This window comes from Albibacterium bauzanense (genome assembly GCF_004339765.1).
In the GTDB taxonomy this organism is placed as follows: domain Bacteria; phylum Bacteroidota; class Bacteroidia; order Sphingobacteriales; family Sphingobacteriaceae; genus Albibacterium; species Albibacterium bauzanense.
On the sequence record NZ_SMGO01000001.1, the window covers coordinates 1197814 to 1215589 of the forward strand.

Annotated in this window: 12 protein-coding genes; 7 read left to right on the top strand and 5 right to left on the bottom strand. The window is 38.5% G+C overall.

What is annotated here, in order from left to right:
* Positions 1-3 precede the first annotated feature (3 nt).
* Together C8N28_RS05450 and C8N28_RS05455 are read right to left on the bottom strand one after the other, a co-directional pair.
* Positions 4-2430, bottom strand: a complete 2427-nt coding sequence (locus C8N28_RS05450; protein WP_185140123.1) for a 3-hydroxyacyl-CoA dehydrogenase/enoyl-CoA hydratase family protein — start codon at positions 2428-2430, stop codon at positions 4-6.
* 3 nt (positions 2431-2433) lie between these two features.
* Positions 2434-2880, bottom strand: coding sequence for a MarR family winged helix-turn-helix transcriptional regulator (locus C8N28_RS05455; protein WP_132222274.1), 447 nt, complete (start codon positions 2878-2880; stop codon positions 2434-2436).
* Positions 2881-3038: 158 nt separating this feature from the next.
* On the opposite strand from C8N28_RS05455, the gene C8N28_RS05460 reads away from it, so the two are divergent.
* From C8N28_RS05460 to nhaA, 4 genes are all read left to right on the top strand, one after another.
* Complete coding sequence (locus C8N28_RS05460) at positions 3039-3911, top strand: cupin-like domain-containing protein (RefSeq protein ID WP_132222276.1); 873 nt, start codon at positions 3039-3041, stop codon at positions 3909-3911.
* Between the two features lie 69 nt (positions 3912-3980).
* Positions 3981-5762 carry a TrkH family potassium uptake protein gene (locus tag C8N28_RS05465; RefSeq protein WP_132222278.1) on the top strand — a complete coding sequence of 594 codons (1782 nt, stop codon included), beginning with the start codon at positions 3981-3983 and terminating at the stop codon, positions 5760-5762.
* Between the two features lie 24 nt (positions 5763-5786).
* The gene (locus C8N28_RS05470) at positions 5787-6464 is read left to right on the top strand and encodes a potassium channel family protein (RefSeq protein ID WP_132222280.1); all 678 of its coding nucleotides are present in this window, start codon (positions 5787-5789) and stop codon (positions 6462-6464) included.
* Positions 6465-6531: 67 nt separating this feature from the next.
* Complete coding sequence (gene nhaA / locus C8N28_RS05475; RefSeq protein ID WP_132222282.1) at positions 6532-7728, top strand: Na+/H+ antiporter NhaA; 1197 nt, start codon at positions 6532-6534, stop codon at positions 7726-7728.
* Here the strand turns inward: nhaA and C8N28_RS05480 are convergent.
* Positions 7721-9493 carry an AMP-dependent synthetase/ligase gene (locus C8N28_RS05480; RefSeq protein WP_132222284.1) on the bottom strand — a complete coding sequence of 591 codons (1773 nt, stop codon included), beginning with the start codon at positions 9491-9493 and terminating at the stop codon, positions 7721-7723. The two genes, nhaA and C8N28_RS05480, sit on opposite strands and share 8 nt — an antisense overlap.
* 166 nt (positions 9494-9659) lie before the next feature.
* Here C8N28_RS05480 and C8N28_RS05485 point away from each other — a divergent pair, with 166 nt between their 5' ends.
* The 3 genes from C8N28_RS05485 to C8N28_RS05495 all read left to right on the top strand — a co-directional run bounded on the left by C8N28_RS05485 (position 9660) and on the right by C8N28_RS05495 (position 14562).
* Positions 9660-10151, top strand: coding sequence for a hypothetical protein (locus C8N28_RS05485; protein ID WP_132222286.1), 492 nt, complete (start codon positions 9660-9662; stop codon positions 10149-10151).
* Positions 10152-10298: 147 nt separating this feature from the next.
* The gene (locus C8N28_RS05490) at positions 10299-12758 is read left to right on the top strand and encodes a PIG-L family deacetylase (RefSeq protein WP_132222288.1); all 2460 of its coding nucleotides are present in this window, start codon (positions 10299-10301) and stop codon (positions 12756-12758) included.
* 103 nt (positions 12759-12861) lie between these two features.
* On the top strand, positions 12862-14562 hold the full coding sequence (locus C8N28_RS05495) for a sodium:solute symporter (protein WP_132222290.1): 1701 nt from the start codon (positions 12862-12864) through the stop codon (positions 14560-14562).
* Here the strand turns inward: C8N28_RS05495 and C8N28_RS05500 are convergent.
* The gene (locus C8N28_RS05500) at positions 14535-15254 is read right to left on the bottom strand and encodes a membrane or secreted protein (RefSeq protein WP_132222292.1); all 720 of its coding nucleotides are present in this window, start codon (positions 15252-15254) and stop codon (positions 14535-14537) included. The genes C8N28_RS05495 and C8N28_RS05500 overlap by 28 nt on opposite strands.
* Positions 15255-15571: 317 nt before the next feature.
* Entirely contained in the window at positions 15572-17731 is a 2160-nt protein-coding gene (locus C8N28_RS05505) for a DUF5916 domain-containing protein (RefSeq protein ID WP_132222294.1), read from the bottom strand.
* Between the last annotated feature and the right edge of the window lie 45 nt (positions 17732-17776).

Consider the following 17776-nt stretch of genomic DNA (forward strand, 5'->3'; position numbering starts at 1 on the left):
ATCTTAGTTTCTTAAAGGTTTACCCTTGGTTAACATAAACTGAATCCTTTCCAATGATTTCTTAGTACCCACCAGCGATAAGAATTCCTTTCGTTCCAAATCCAATAAATATTGTTCTGAAACTTCGGTGGGTTCAGATAAATCCCCACCACACATTACCCATCCAAGTCGCTCAGAAATTAATTTATCATGTTCAGAAATATAATTTCCCGTCATCATAGAGTTCGCACCCACATATACAATACCCAAACCTTGTTTACCCAATACTCTAATATCATTTCGTTGCACCGGTTGCGTATATCCTGCATCAGCCAACTCCAGGGCCTTTGCTTTTGCATCAGCTAATAACCTGCTTCTATTCATCGTAATAGCAAACTTTCCTGCCTGTAAATATCCCAATTCAAAAGCCTCCAGGCCTGATGTAGAAACCTTAGCTTGTCCGATCGTTAAAAATTTATCCCTTAAAACAGCTTGCTCTATAGCGCCTTCTTTAAAATCATCCGATGCCCGTATTGCCATTTCTTTAGAGCCACCGCCTCCAGGTATAACGCCTACACCAAACTCAACCAATCCCATATAAGTTTCTGCGTGGAGCTGTACAAAATCAGCATGCATTGAAAACTCACAACCTCCTCCTAATGTCATATTAAAAGGTGCTAGCACAACAGGTATAGATGAGTAGCGCAAACGCATGGAAGTATCCTGAAACATCTTCACGGCCATATTGAGTTCATCAAAATCCTGCTCTACAGCAAGCATGAAGATCATTCCAATATTTGCACCTGCAGAGAAAAGAGCTCCATCATTCCCAATCACCAAACCACGGTATTCCTTTTCAGCCAGATCAATTGCTTTATTAATCCCCTGAAGAACATCTCCGCCAATGGTATTCATTTTCGAGTGGATCTCTACATTCAAAATACCATCTCCCAAATCAATAATGCTGATGCTGCTATTCTTCCATATCGTATGCTTTTCTCTTAAATTATCTAAGACAATAAAATCTTCAGATCCTGGGATAATCTGGTAACTTTTACTCTTAATATCGTAGAATTTCTTAATCCCATCTTCTACCCTATAGAAGCTTTCATTTCCACCCTCCAGCATCTCGTATACCCAAGAGGCCACTTTCCCTTGTTGACCGGGCAACAGCACTTCCGCTTTCTCTATTTTTTCAACCGTATCTTTTACTCCCAATGCATCCCATATTTCAAAAGGCCCTAATTCCCATCCAAAACCAGCTCGCATAGCATCATCAATTCGATACAGCTCATCCGATATTTCAGGAACCCGATTAGATACGTATTCAAATAAAGGATAATTAGCTGCTCTAAACAGCTCAGCAGCCTTATCATTTCCTTTATCAAAAACTTTCATTCGCTGACGCAGATCCTCTACAGCTTTAGCTTCCTCCAAAGTAGCAGACTTTACCTTATCCTGCTTGCTGTATTCTAATGTTTTAAGATTAAGAGCTAATATTTCCGTTTTTCCAGCCTCATCTTTAATCTTTTTATAAAAGCCCTGCTCAGACTTTTCTCCCAACCACTTATTATCAACCATTTTTTGAATATAGCCCGGCAGCTTAAATACTTCCTTAGCTTCATCCGAGGGAGCATTCTCATACAAACCATTCGCAACATTCACCAAAGTATCCAATCCAACTACATCGGCAGTTCTAAAGGTTGCTGATTTTGGTCTTCCTAAAATAGGTCCGGTAAACTTATCCACTTCTTCAACAGATAGATCAAATTTCTCAACTAAATGAGTCAGGGCCAGCATTGCATATACGCCAATCCTATTGCCAATAAATGCAGGTGTATCTTTACATAAAACTGTAGTTTTTCCTAAAAATTTATCTCCATAATGCATCAAAAAAGAAACCACTTCAGAATCAGTTTCTGATGTAGGAATAATTTCAAGCAAGCGCAAATAACGAGGGGGATTAAAAAAGTGTGTACCACAAAAATGTTTTCTAAAATCATCTGAACGGCCTTCTGCCATCAAATGAATAGGAATCCCGGATGTATTAGAAGTAATAAGCGTTCCTGCTTTACGATATTTTTCAACTTGCTCAAAAACCTGTTTCTTAATATCTAATCGCTCCACCACAACTTCAATAATCCAGTCGGCCGAAGCAATATCTTTCATATTATCCTCAAAGTTCCCAGTCTTAATTCTCTTTAAAACAGATTTACTGAATATAGGCGAAGGATTTGATTGGACGACACTTTTTAAATGACCATCTACAATCCTATTACGCACCAAAGGGTTTTCAATAGTCAACCCCTTCTTCTCTTCTGCAGGCAATAGCTCTTTGGGAACAATATCAAGCAGCAACACTTCCACCCCAATATTAGCAAAATGGCAAGCAATTCTAGAACCCATAACACCTGATCCCAAAACCGCTACTCTCTTAATCCTTCTTTCCATAATTTATGACTCTTTAATATGATCCTGAAAAAACTTTTGCGATAATTGATTGATTTTAATAAGCGAGCTCTCTAGCTTTAATCGTTCACTTTCTGACATATGAGCTACTAAGTAATCATTAAAATCACGTACAATGCCCTTTGCCATTTCCCTTTTTTCAACACCCAATGTTGTTAAAAATACCTTTACAGACCGCTTATCCAGTTCACTTACCTCCCGATAAATTAAACCTTGCTTTTCCATAGCGCTTAACATCCTGGAAAGACTCGTAGATCGAACCCCTAGTAAACTGGCTATCTGCGAAACCGCAGTTCCTTCTTTATGAATATTGATTAAAACATAGCCAGAGGCCTGCGTTAACCCCACTTTGGAAGCAGCCTGATTGTACGAATTAGCTACCGACTGCCAGGCCGTTTTTAAATAATAATCAATCGTATTGTCCTTTGCCATTCAAATAGATTTATTATGCTTGCATAACAAATCTATGCTTTATAGCTATAACATGCAAAGAAATCTTTTGTTTATTTTCTAACAAAAAGTTCAATAGCTTTTTTATTAAATTAGATTAGCTATTTTTGTTTTAATAGTATTTTAAACTGAGATACATTGTGCAATTAAAAAAAGTTGAAAGGGTATCGGGAATTAGTAGTGAGGAATTCATTGCTAACTATTTAAATCCAGGAAAACCTGTTATTCTTACTGACTTTATTCATAAAGACAGTCCAGCATTACATAAATGGAATTATAGCTATTTTAAAGAAATAGCCGGCGATCAGATCATATCGCTCTTTGGTAAAGAAGAAACCTCACGCGATCGGGTCGCAAGTGCACCCGTAACGAAAATGAAGTTTTCTGAATATCTTGATTTAATCGAAAGAGAGCCTACAGATCTTCGTATCTTCCTTTTTAATTTACTTAAGCTCAAACCTGAGCTCAACCATGACATCATTTATAACGATGTAACAAATGGGAAGGTCCTGAAATGGCTTCCTTATCTTTTCTTTGGGGGAGAAGGATCAAGCACGCGCAACCATTATGATATTGACATGTCTCATGTCTTTATTTCACAATATAAAGGAATAAAAAGGATCTGGCTATTTCCTCTTGATCAATCTACCAATCTCTATAGAATTCCTTTTAGCTTCCATAGTCTTGCTAATTTAAAAGAGCCCGATTACGAACAATTCCCGGCGTTAAAGAACATTCAAGGTTTTGAAGCAGAAATAAAACCGGGAGAAACTTTACTTATGCCTTCCGGCTATTGGCATTTCATTCAATATGTAACCGAAGGTTTTTCTATCAGCGTCAGAGCACTCCCAACCAAACCCATCGACCGCTGGCGCGGCTTCAAGAACCTTGTTTTTGTTCGGTATTTTGACAATGCTATGCGTAGAATTTTTAAGCAACGTTGGTTTAATTATAAAATAAAGATTGCTCAAAAAAGAGCGAATAAGGCTTTAAAAAGAAAATCTGCCAACTAGCCTTTCCATATTATTACCTACATTTAGGCAACAATTAAGCTGACACTTTCAGAAAAAAGCTAAAATAGTATGGTTAAAAGCATAAATAACAATCTAACACAGATCCTCAAAATTACAGATCAGTGTTTATTGTATTTAAGTTTAGGCTGTTCAGTCGCCATTCTATTTAACTTAGGCTATAATACCAATTTAGAGGCCATTCTATTAGTTGATCATTTCCTTCGCTATACCTTTTTCCTTATCGGAATTTTACATATAGCGAGGCTGGTTCTTATCCTTTTCTTTGTCAAAAAACGTAAGTTAATCCAATATGGAGAGATCTTTCTTTCTCTTTATTTCTTGTTCATCATGCTTTCCAATGTATTCGGATTATCAGCTGGCCACTTACATTTCTTACAAGCAGAATGGATCTATTTTGGTGTCTTTGCTACTTTATTGATCGCGGTATCCAAAGTCAGCCTTTTCTTCGATGACTTTTATTTCAATCCAACCATACTCTTTGTCATAAGCTTTCTTATGCTTATTCTCATTGGCACATTACTACTGGTCTTACCTAATTCAACAACAGACGGAAACCTTAGCTTTGTAAATGCGCTCTTCACTGCTACCAGTGCAGTATGTGTTACCGGACTAACTGTTTTTGATGTCTCGGTCAAATTCACACAATTCGGACAAACGGTTATACTGGTTTTAATTCAACTAGGAGGATTGGGTATCATGACCTTTACAGGATTCTTTGGCTATTTCTTTACGGGTGGTTTTTCATATAAAAACCAATTGATGTATACAGAATTATTAAGCGAAGATAAGATCGGGTCCGTTATGAAAACCTTATCGAAGATTGTATTTATTACTTTGTTATTTGAAGCAATCGGTGCCCTATTTATATTCTTTAATCTTCCTTCCAATGTATTCAGCTCATATGGAGAAAGAGTTTATTTTTCAGTCTTTCATGCCATTTCCGCTTTCTGTAATGCTGGCTTCTCAACCATACAAGACGGACTTTATAATCCTCTTCTTCGTTTCAATTATAACATCCACTTAATCATAGCTGTATTAATCATATTTGGCGGATTAGGTTTTAATATAATGGCAAATACCTACGCCTATTTTAAAAGGCGAATAACAGGGCTTTATCGAAAAATCAGATACAATGAACCTGTTAAGTTCTTAGCACAGGAGCTCACATTTACATCAAGAATAATCCTTTATACAACCGCTTTTTTACTAACCGGGGCCACCATTCTATTCTTCATCCTTGAATATAATAACATCCTTCAGGAACATAAAACATTATGGGGGAAAATTGTAACCTCCTTTTTTCTAAGTGCAACACCGCGTTCAGCAGGTTTTTCAACAGTTAATATACAAGGGCTTGCTTCACCATCTATCCTGCTTCTCTTTTTCCTTATGTGGGTGGGTGCTTCTCCAGGATCAAACGGAGGAGGAATAAAAACTACGACCTTCGCCATTTCATTTTTAAATATATTTAGCATTGCCAGAGGTAAAGAAAACCTGGAACTTTTTAAACGCCGAATAACAAAAGATACCAGCATACGAGCACTGGCAGTTATTATTCTATCTTTTATCATTATCGGAACTGTTCTATTTTTACTATCCATTACCGATAGTGAAAAAGGTTTCAGAGCCTTAGCTTTTGAAAGTCTTTCTGCTTTTGCAATTAGTGGTTTAAGTCTGGGTATAACTCCTGAGCTCTCTGAAAGTGGCAAGATCATTCTGGTATTTGCTATGTTTATCGGGCGAATAGGAGCATTAACATTATTAATTGCATTTGTTAAAAACACCAAAATAAAAGCTTATCGTTATCCTTCTGATACGGTACAGCTATAATTTATAATTAAATCTATTTTAGATATGAAATTCATCGTTTTTGGACTAGGACATTTTGGAAAAGCCCTCGCAATCCGTTTAACCGAATTAGGTCATGAGGTTATTGGCATAGATAACGATATGAAGAAAGTAGAGAAATTTAAAGATAAGATCACTCATACAGTCTGTTTAAATGCTACCGACCGGGATGCTGTAGGTTCTCTTCCTTTAAAAGATGCCAATGCGGTAATAGTAGCTATCGGTGAAGATGAAGCTGCCTCCTTAATGACCACAGCCGTTCTCAAACAATTCGATATCAAACGAATCCTTACACGGGCAGTTTCTGACCTGCAAAAAACTGTTTTAGAGGCAATGAAAATCGACGAATTTATTATGCCCGAAGAAGAATCTGCGGAGCGTTTAGCCGTCCGATTAGTCAATCTGAATGTAGTAGACTCCTTTAAAATATCGGATAATTACAGCATTATTGAAGCCAAAGTGCCAGAAAAATATGTGGGAAAAACATTGGCTGAGGCCAACTTCACCAATGAATATAAGGTAATCGTTCTCACCACCATTAAAACAAATGAAGTAGAATCTAAAGGGATTAAAAAGACTATAAAGGAAGCTTCCGGCATTGCTACATCAGGGACCAGGATGGAAGCAGACGACTTACTGGTTATATTTGGAGAAATGGAAAACATCAATAAATTAATAGATTAAGAAAAAAACACCCTGTTTTATTGCTAATAAAGCAATAAACATTGCTTTATATTTATATTTTTGCGACATGACGAATCCTATTAACCTGAATAGCTTTAGAAATTTCCTGAAATCTGAAACTTCTGGCGGAATAATTTTAATCTTTTGTGTAATAGTTTCCTTAATCATTGCCAACTCTCCTTTAGCTACCGGATTTAATGGACTGCTGGATAAAATTATTGGATTTAAAACAGATAACGTCGATTTAGAATACAGTGTTGCATCCTGGATCAATGATGGATTAATGGCCATCTTCTTCCTTTTGGTAGGCCTGGAAATCAAGCGTGAATTAGTTGAAGGTGAATTATCTTCTATTAAACAAGCTTCCCTTCCGATACTGGCAGCATTGGGTGGAGTTATCATTCCTGCTTTAATCTATCACTCATTTAATATTGGCTTAGAAACCGATGCTGGCTGGGCAATTCCGATGGCTACAGATATAGCCTTTGCTGTAGCAATCATCACCATGTTGGGGAAAAACGTGCCCGTATCCCTGAAAATATTTTTAGCGGCTCTGGCCATTGTTGATGATCTGATAGCAATTTTAGTAATCGCTACTTTCTATTCATCATCCTTAGAATACACCTACTTATTATATGCCGGAGGATTTGTTTTACTACTTATTATCTTCAATCGTCTCGGAGTAAAAAACCTTGCTTTCTACCTTATTCCGGGTGCTTTTATCTGGTACTTTATCCATCATTCAGGAATTCACGCTACCATTGCCGGAGTTATTACAGCTTTTACTTTACCAACCACTCCGGATGCTAAAGAGTCTCCCTTAGAAAAACTAGAGCACCTTTTAATTAACCCGGTAAACTTTATCATCATTCCTATCTTTGCTTTAGCCAACACCAACATCACCTTTGAAAGCGGAATGGTTGAAGGACTGTTCACTCCGCTTGGATACGGTATAATTTTAGGCCTATTAATTGGTAAGCCTGTCGGTATATTTATAGCATCCTGGATAGCAGTCAAACTGGGTATTAGTAAAATGCCCGATCAGGCACGATGGGTCCATGTATTGGGTGTTGGAATGATAGCTGGTATCGGTTTTACCATGTCTATTTTCATTTCCCTTCTTTCTTTTTCAAACTCAACTCACTTAATGTCTGAAGCAAAGTTCTCCATCCTAATAGGGTCACTCCTATCTGCTATATTGGGCTCTTTACTGTTAATTATAGTAGCTAAAAAAGGAAAAAAGATAGAGGAAACTACTAATTAGAATCTCCTTCTGCATAAAGTGCTTCTATATCCTGCGCATTATTGCTCAAAATAACCTTTCGCTTTAAACTAAGCTTGGGTGTTAGCTCACTGGCCTCTATGGTCCATTCTTTTGGTAAAAGAATAAATTTCTTGATCTGTTCCCAATGACCAAAATCAGTATTTAACCGATCAATCTCTCGCTGATATTTATCAATAACTGTCGGCAATTTAATAATTTCCTCCTTGTTGGTCCATTCAATCCCCTTCACCTTACACCAGGATTTCAATTGATCAAATGCGGGTACAATCAATGCGGATGGAAATCGCCTGCCTTCTCCTATTACCATCACCTGGGCAATAAGAACAGATTCCATAAACTTATTCTCCAAGGCCTGCGGAGCAATGAACTTTCCGCCGGAGGTTTTGAACATCTCTTTTTTACGATCTGTTATTTTCAAAAAGCCATCTTTACTAAGCTCACCGATATCTCCCGTATGCATAAAGCCATCCTTATCCAAAACGTCTGCCGTAGCCTGTTCATTTTTATAATAGTTCTTAAAAACGCTGGGCCCTTTACACAATACCTCTCCGTCTTCAGCAATCTTCACCTCCAAATTAGAAAGCACCTTACCTACCGTACCAAATCTAATCTCATCATCCCTGGTTCCGTTAACTGCAATTACAGGCGAAGTTTCAGTAAGTCCATAACCCTCTAAAACCGGAATATCTGCTGCCCAGAAAACACGGGCCAAACGTTCTTGTAAAGCAGCTCCCCCAGATATCAATGCAACAACATTTCCTCCTAAGGCTTCCTGCCATTTAACAAACACCAGTTTCCGGGCTATCTTCAATTGCAAATTATAAAAAGCACTATTATTAAGAGGTTCCTTGTATTTTAATCCTAAATCTAATGCCCAAAAGAAAATCCCTTTCTTAATACCGGTAAGAGCTTTTCCCTTAGCAACAATCGCCTCATACACTTTCTCCAATACCCTCGGAACCGTTGTAAAACCATTCGGTTTAACATCATTAATATCCTTAATAATCGTGTCCATACTCTCTGCATAATAAACCGATATTCCCAAAGAAAAGTATATATAAACCACCATCCGCTCAAAAACATGAGAAAGCGGAAGGAAACTTACGGCCACTTTATATTCCGCAGGAAATAAGGATTGACAAGCCATTACATTGCTCATCAAATTTAGATGGCTTAAACAAACTCCCTTAGGCTTACCGGTAGTACCCGAAGTATATATTAACGTTAACAGATCGTCTTCCGAAACAGCATCCCGATACTCATTCAAATCTATTCCTTTTGATTTTCCCTCTTCTAACAAATCAAGCCAGCATGTAACGCCTTCAATCCTATCAAAAGAATATACCGGGATATCCGATGATGCAGCATCCAATGCTACTCTAAGCTTTGCATACAGTTCAGCATTTGATACAAAGATCATTTTCACTTCTGCATCCTTCAGGATATGTTGCAAATCCTGTTCAGCTAAAGTTGGGTATAATGGAACTACTGCTGCTCCCAATTGCATAACACCAAAATCGCAAAAGTTCCACTCGGGCCTATTAGCCGACATCAAAGCAACCTTATCATTCTTTGCAATTCCTTTAAAAGCCAGTGCCCTGCTTAAATCATTAACCAGGTGTATAAAGTCTTCAGTACTATATATTTTCCACTTCCCATCAAACTTTCCGGCAACCATAACCTCTTTTGAAAAATGCTTTTCATAGTTTTTCAATAAATCAAATACTCTTTTAATCTCAGCCATTTCTTAAAGAATTTAAAGTTATCCTACCTTTCCCAATTTAATAATTTATTTAATCAAAAAGATGCTCTAAAATAAAATATCCACAAAACTATTAGCAATTCCATCATTTATGGATGCTTGGCACTAAATTTGGAGGTAAAAAAGCATCATCAAATAAAAAATGAACATGAAAAAATTATTTTTACTTTTTTTAACGATCGGAGTATTCGGTCTATCTCAACAACAAGCTCAGGCTCAGGAACTAGGAACCGACTATCGGAATGCAATTGGAGGAAGATTCGGAATTGCGAATGGTATAACCTTCAAACATTTTATAGACAATGATCGTGCACTAGACTTTATTGTCAATTTTAGAAGCAAAAAAGATTCTTATTCTACGTTTCGTGTTATCGGTTTATATGAATTCCATAATCCTATAAACAATGCGCCCGGACTTAAATGGTATTACGGTGCCGGTGGTGGTGTTGGTGTTTATACTAATAAGCATACAGACAACTCTGAAGTTGCTTTAAGCTTTGATGGTGTTTTAGGTCTTGATTACAAGTTTACCGGAGCGCCTATCAATGTTTCTTTAGACTGGAAACCAGCACTTGAAATTACCCCGGATACAGGTTTTGATGCAGAAGGATTTGGATTATCCATCCGCTTCGCATTTTAATACAGGAAATTAATACGGTCAAAAAGCAGGCTGCCTCAATGAGGCAGCCTGCTTTTTTTATAGACAATTTTGTTACACACCTATTTAGAAGAATGATTTGGAATACCTCTGCAATTACCTATTTTTAGCAAATTAATTATAACCGAGATGAAATATTTTCTACTTATACTGTCACTATTTTATTCATTTGGTGCGTTCTCTCAACAGATCCGCCCTTCAAATTCAGACGATATTTATAAGGAGATTAATATGCTGAAAAAGCTGCCCAGAGTACTTTATTTAGCAGCACATCCAGACGATGAGAATACAGGACTACTGGCTTGGCTGGTAAATCAACAACATATCAATACTGCTTATTTATCTCTTACAAGAGGAGATGGCGGACAAAATTTAATCGGTAGCGAGCAAGGCCCTGCATTAGGCCTAATCAGAACTTATGAGTTGCTGGAAGCACGGAAAGTTGACGGTGCTAAACAATTCTTTTCAACAGCTATCGACTTTGGCTTTTCCAAAAACCCAGACGATACCTTCAAACAATGGGATGCTGATAAAATTACGGCAAACGTAGTATGGGTAATCCGAAACTTCCGCCCCGATATCATTATTACCCGGTTTCCACCAAGCGCGGCAGCTGGTCATGGCCAGCACTGGTCTTCAGCAATCATTGCTGAAGAAGCCTTTAAAGCTGCAGCCGATAAAAACCGATATCCTGAACAGCTTACAAAGGTTGATGTTTGGCAAGCAAAAAGATTAGTAGGAAACACGTTCCGCTTCGGAAGTGAAAACACCACAAGCGAAGATCAGTTTAAAGTTACCATCGGACAATACGATCCGGGCTTAGGAATGGGCTATGGCGAACTTGCCGGATTAAGCAGAAGTATGCACCAAAGCCAGGGAGCAGGAACAGCATCGGTTGCTGGTATTCGTACTGAATACTTCACACCTGTACTGGGAGACCCAATCAAAACATCACTATTCGATGGTATTAAATCGAGCTGGACAGACATACAAAAACCAGCGATCGATAATGCGCTTGATCAACTGATTGCTCAATATGATTTCAGAAGGCCTGATCGAAGCGTTCCGCAACTTCTGGCACTCAGAAAACTAATCCGATCAATCGATGATAAAAAGCTAAAAGAAGAAAAGCTACTCGCGCTTGATCAAATTATACTCAGTGCTTCTGGATTCATGGCAGAAATGGTAACCAAAGTACCTGAGGCTGTAGCCGGTGATAAACTAGCTTTCCAACTGAACGTAATAAGCAGATCAGAAAGCCCGGTATCCATCCAAAAAATACAGTATCCTCTTCATGCAGAACAGCTAAATAAAAAACTATTTCCTGACTCCTTAACTAATTTCAGCTACGAAGTACAGATTCCGGAAAACAGCGAAATCTCTGAACCCTACTGGTTAAAACACCCTTTTAAGAGCGCAGCACAATACGATGTTCAGATCGATTCGCTTGTCGGCTTACCACTGGCTCCATCAGCTCTAAACGCAAAATTATCACTGCTGATTGGTGATGAAGCATTCGAAGTGAACGTACCTTTCTCTTACAAAAAATTAGATCCTATTAAAGGTGACCTGGTAGAACCCCTGCGAATTATACCAGCCGTAAACATTAAATTCTCACAACCATTATTCTTCCAAAGTGCAAACCCTAATGTAGAAGTTATCCTTCATTCTGAGAAAGACATTCCAAATGCAAGTCTGACTATCAAAAGCGGCAATCAGCTTCTATCTACTGTAAACAACATTAATTTAAGAGCTAATTCTGATACAACCATTCATATCCGAATCAATCCAACTGAAATAAACAACAGATCGGCTACAACTAATCCTTCCCTGGAAGCTGCGCTGCAGGTTGGAAATAAATCTTATACAAAAGACAAACACATTATACGCTATAACCACATACCAACTCTACAATACTTTACCTCGGCAAGTACACTGCTTGTTAATGGCGATTTACAGGTAAAGGCTCATAAGGTAGGTTATATTCTAGGAGCAGGAGACATCATTCCTGATTTCTTACGCATGGCAGGAATCGAAGTTACTATCCTACAAGAAAGCGACTTCGCGAATGTCAGCAAACTAATAGGCTTCGATGCAATTATAGCAGGTATCCGGGCTATAAACGTAGAAAAAAGAATGCCGCAATGGATGCCTGTCCTGAATCAATACATTCAGAACGGCGGAACGGTAATTATGCAGTTCAATACCCTGCAAGACATGTCTACCACCAACATCGGCCCCTATCCTTTCACTATAGGAAGAAACCGGGTAACCGAAGAGAATTCGCCGGTTGAGTTTCTAGCTCCGGCAAGTCCGCTTTTAAATACCCCAAACAAGATCACTCAAACAGATTTTCAGGGATGGATTCAAGAAAGAGGCCTCTATTTCTTAAACACCTGGGATGAACATTATACTCCTCTATTCAAAATGAACGATACAGGCGAAGAGCCTCTTGAAGGAGGAACCATTTATACACAATACGGAAAAGGATACTTTATATATACTCCTTTGGCTTTTTTCAGACAACTAACCATTGGTAACAAGGGTGCAACCAAATTATTCTTTAACATGCTTTCAATCGGAAAATGATGAAAAAGAAAGATTTTGAGAGCTGGAATTTATGGTACCTTCTATTATTTATAGCATTGGTTGCACAAATTATATTGTATTATCTTTTTACTAAATATTGGGAATGAGCAAGTTCGACTGGGCGGTTCTGTGTATAACATTACTTGCGACCATTGTATACGGAATATTCAAAGGACGCGGACAAAAGAATGCACACTCCTATCTTTTAGCAAATCAACAAATGCCCTGGTATGTTGTCATGCTCGGCATTATGGCAACTCAGGCAAGTGCTATTACCTTTCTTTCGGCACCCGGACAAGCCTATACCGATGGGATGCGCTTCGTACAATATTATTTTGGCGTACCCCTGGCCATGATCGTCATTTCCATCACTTTTATACCCATATTTCAACGGTTAAAAGTTTATACAGCTTATGAATTCCTTGAACAGCGATTCGATCAAAAAACACGTGTTCTTACTTCTTTCTTTTTCCTTCTTTCCAGAGGGCTTTCAACCGGAATAAGTATCTACGCACCTAGTATTATTCTATCAACCATTCTTGACTGGAATATTTATTTAACCAATATCCTTACAGGCGGACTGTTGCTTATTTATACTTATACAGGAGGTGCTAAAGCAGTTGCACATACCCAGAAGCTACAGTTTCTGATCATATTAGGAACCATGGCTTTCGCCGGATACCTGTTGATTCAAAACCTCCCGGGAGGAGTATCCTTTAGTGATGCCTTGTTTATCGCCGGAAAATCAGGAAAGCTCAATGTTATTACAACAGAATTCGATTTAAACGATCGATACAACATTTGGAGTGGAGTCATTGGAGGTTTCTTCCTTGCTCTTTCCTACTTCGGTACCGATCAAAGTCAGGTAGGACGTTATATATCGGCAAAAAATACCAGGACAGGAAGAATCGGATTACTCTTAAACGGCTTGGTTAAAATCCCTTTACAGTTTAGCATTCTATTGATAGGAGCACTCTTATTCGCATTCTTTGCTTTAAAACCAGCACCTGTTTATTTCAATGAGCGCTCATTCAATCTATTAGAAAACAACTATCCTCAAATTGCTTCCGACTTTACCGCTGAGCATAATATATTGCAGGATAAACAAATAGCACTTTCCAATCAGCTATTAGAACAGCGCGATAATGGCTCAAATGCTATTGACAATACCGTTCAAGAATACAAATTGAACCAGCAAAAGATCAAAGAGTTACACGGTCAGGTTGAGACTACCATCAATGAAAAGAATATCAGTATTGAGAAAACGGATACTAACTATATTTTCCTCTATTTTGTTCAGAACATCCTGCCAACAGGCATGATCGGGCTACTCTTTGCAGTTATTTTTATGGCATCCTGGGGCTCTATTGCAGCAGCTTTAAGCTCTTTGGCAACCTCTTCCTACAAAGACATTCAACAAAGCTTTTACAAAGGAGAACATGACGATAAAAGGCAATTAATTTGCAGCCGCCTGCATACCTTGGGCTGGACAATTTTCTCTATTGGAGTAGCCATGTTTGCCACCCAGATGGGATCATTGATTGAGGCTGTTAACATTCTCGGCTCCCTCTTTTACGGACCTATATTAGGGATATTTTTAGTGGCCTTCTACTTTAAGAAGGTCGAAGGCCCTAATGTATTTGTTGCAGCTATTTTAGCCGAAATAACAGTAATCCTTGTTTACAGCTTAGATATTATTTCTTTCTTGTGGCTCAACGTAATTGGTGCTGCAGCCGTATATTTCTTCTGTATTATAGGGTTAATCATCAAAAGGATTTACTCAACCCGGCCCCATACCTCGTAAATACTAGCGCCTGCAGAGCTTAATCCGCTATGATGCCAATCGCCGTTTTCCAGCTTTCCATCAAAGCTAAGGCTTGCTCCTACACGATTATTATCTCTAGAAAAGAGCTCAATATTTTCTGTGTATTTACCGTTAACAAAGCTGTACGTGCCTCCACCGGTTCCTGAAAACATCTTAGTAGCCGGATCGATCGCAAACCACTGAAAACGGCCACCTGTTAGCATCTTCAATGTTTTACGCGTACCTGTATGATTAATCGGCTCTACCTTTCCCTCTTGCATTCTGCCGGTTATTTGCCATACACCATCCAAAGGAGCACTTCCATCGCCTGTGCGTTGCAAGCTTGCTGCCTTATTATTTAAAGCAAGCTGAAGGTTATTTCCATTGATAGAAAAGTTCGATGTTAGTTGCTTTCCAACCTCTTCCCCATTGGCTGAATTGAACTCAACATTGATTTTAATTGCATTATTCTCTACCGTATAAGGGCCGCCAAAAGTCATTACAAACTCCTTAGCTTTAAATACGCTTTGCGTAAAATAGTTATCCTGAAACAGAAGAACTGTTTTTGTATCACCCTCTTGTGATTGCCAGGATCCGGTAAGCGCTGCTGCCGATTGTGCCTTTACTGCTGCTGAAATAAGCAACAAAAATACCATCATTATTACAGGGCTTCCTCTTAAGTTTAATTTCATAATGTACAGATTTATAGGATTTAACAATTAATTTTTAGCTCCTAACTAAGATAGTAAATTTTCTTAAAAAAGCTCATCTAACCTCATACTATATAAACAGTGTTTTAACAGAAGATAAACAGTGATTGAACAGTGGTAATAGGACTGTCTGACCACTGCTTGACCACTGTTTAACCACTGTTCAACCACTGTTTGGTCCCTGTTTGATAAAACTCAAGCCTATTCATTATATTAACAATAAAAAAAGGCCTCATCTGTTTCAGATAAAGCCTTGAATTAAAATATGATGAATAGACTAGCTATAAATTAGTTTTTACTTATAGATTCCACCAGTAAGTCCATTTTACGACCAGTTGTCGGTTTTTAACATTGAAGGAGGATGTAGGGTCGTAGTTATCGCCATACACAATAAAGAAATCAGAGGCTGGTTTATAACGCCATTGCAAGCGGGTATTCAGATTCATATTATCGCGTTGCTGATTATACTGCGCAAATGCTGTTAAGTAAAGTGTATTGGTAAAAGACACATCAAGTCGTGGACCAACCAGCCAGAAGGATGTATGTCCGAACGGATCGGGTAAGCGCAGATCATTAAACGAGGTTTTTAATCCGATTACAACATGGGGCTGGAAACGGTATCCTAATTCTGAAGAGATACCGATACGTCTTCCATCATCGTAATAACCTCCATAAGATGCTTCAACTGCATAGGTAAACACCTTCTGCGGACTAGATTCATACTCTACTTCTATAGCACTCCACCGATGCTTGCTGCCTTCTGCAAGGAAGCCTTTTCCACTGTTAGTGGGATCGAAAGGATGCATGAGCTTAACATAGTTATGTTCAACGTCCATTTCAAGAACACTTTGATTACGGAAATTAAACTCATAAGCTAAACGAGATTGATTATCTGTAGAATTCATTTTTGTATCAAAGAATTGTTCAGATGAAAAACGAACACCGTGGCTCAATACCTTACCTTCTGTCGGGAACATATTATAACCAGCTCTTGGACTAATCTTAATATAGCCATTCCGAGGAATAAAGCCTACTTCAGATATATAATTCTGACCTACGTATTGTTCTTCCAGAAAGAAGTTCCATACTTTGCTTTCATATTCAAGATGCGCAGCCTGCACAAATCCGTTATTATCATCGGGCGAAAAAGATTTCATTACAAGGGCCTTACCATTCCAGAGGTTATTAGAGCTGGCAAGGTTATATTCCAGTCCTACGTTTCGATTATAACGATCTGAAAGATCAGTTGGGAGCGCATTGGTAGCCTGCTTATTGATAACCATCAATGAGATGCTTGACCGTGAGAACACTCTTCTTTGAAGGGTAAGCACTCCATAGTTTTGAGCAGAAACATCATCTTCCTTTACATCGCCCGTTTGAATATTCATTAAGCCTATTCGCCAATTTTTATCCAACTTGCCGGATAGTCTTGCTCCATAGCGGATGGGTGCATTTAAGCCGATACGTCTGGAGAAAAATGGACGAAGATCCTGATATCCGAAATTGGAAAACAGATCGCCGTTTTCTAAAAAGAACTGTCGCTTTTCAGGAAGAAACAATTCAAAGCGATCTAAATTAACTACTTGCTCATCTACATCAACCTGAGAAAAGTCTGGATTTACAGTAAGATCCAGGTTAAGCGAAGAGGTAATGGCAATTTTTGCATCGCCACCAATATCTTTACGATAGCTCGTAGAGGTATTGTTTTCATAGTCTTTTGAAACCCCGCCTAATACATAGGGAATTATGGAAATATTAGTACCAGCAGAAGGAGGTGCCTGATCCCATACAAGCACACCTGTATAAGCTAATGAATGAGCAGGAAATTGACGAGGAATAGGTCCCCAGCTTGATTTCTCATTCGTTTTAAGATCATTACGGGCAAAGTTAATACCCCATTCTTTGCTATCTTTTGCATAGCGAATACTTGTGAACGGAATTGCCGCTTCGAAAACCCAGCGGCCCGGAGCCTGCGTTACAGCTGATGTCCACTTATTATCCCAGCTCATATCTTCTTTACCACCGTCGGATTGTGATGCGTCCATTTGTGCTCCGGCAGCATTTACCCCAAAAGAAAAACCATCTGTCCGGCTATCAAAAGGATCAAGAAATACTTGAAACAAGTCATTCTTCATAAATGCGAAATCGCGCTTAAGCGATTCTATAACGTTAGGGCCTGGTGCATTATCGTGATTTATTGCAATTATATAGATGTTACGATCATCATAGGTCATGCGAACCTCTGTTTGCTGTTTAGCGAAACTTGTATCCATGGGCAGGATCATGAAAAAATCTTTGGCTACTTCTGCTTGCGCCCAGGCTTCATCATCCATCAAACCATCTACAACGATTGGTGAGGTGGTTTTCTTTATATGATAACGATAGTTCGCATTTTGCTTCTGTGCGACCGCATACAGAGTCAAAAGACAACAAACAAATAGAAGTACTCCTTTTTTCATAAATAATTTAGATCTAGTTTTAGGTTAAGTAAGTGATAATGTGAT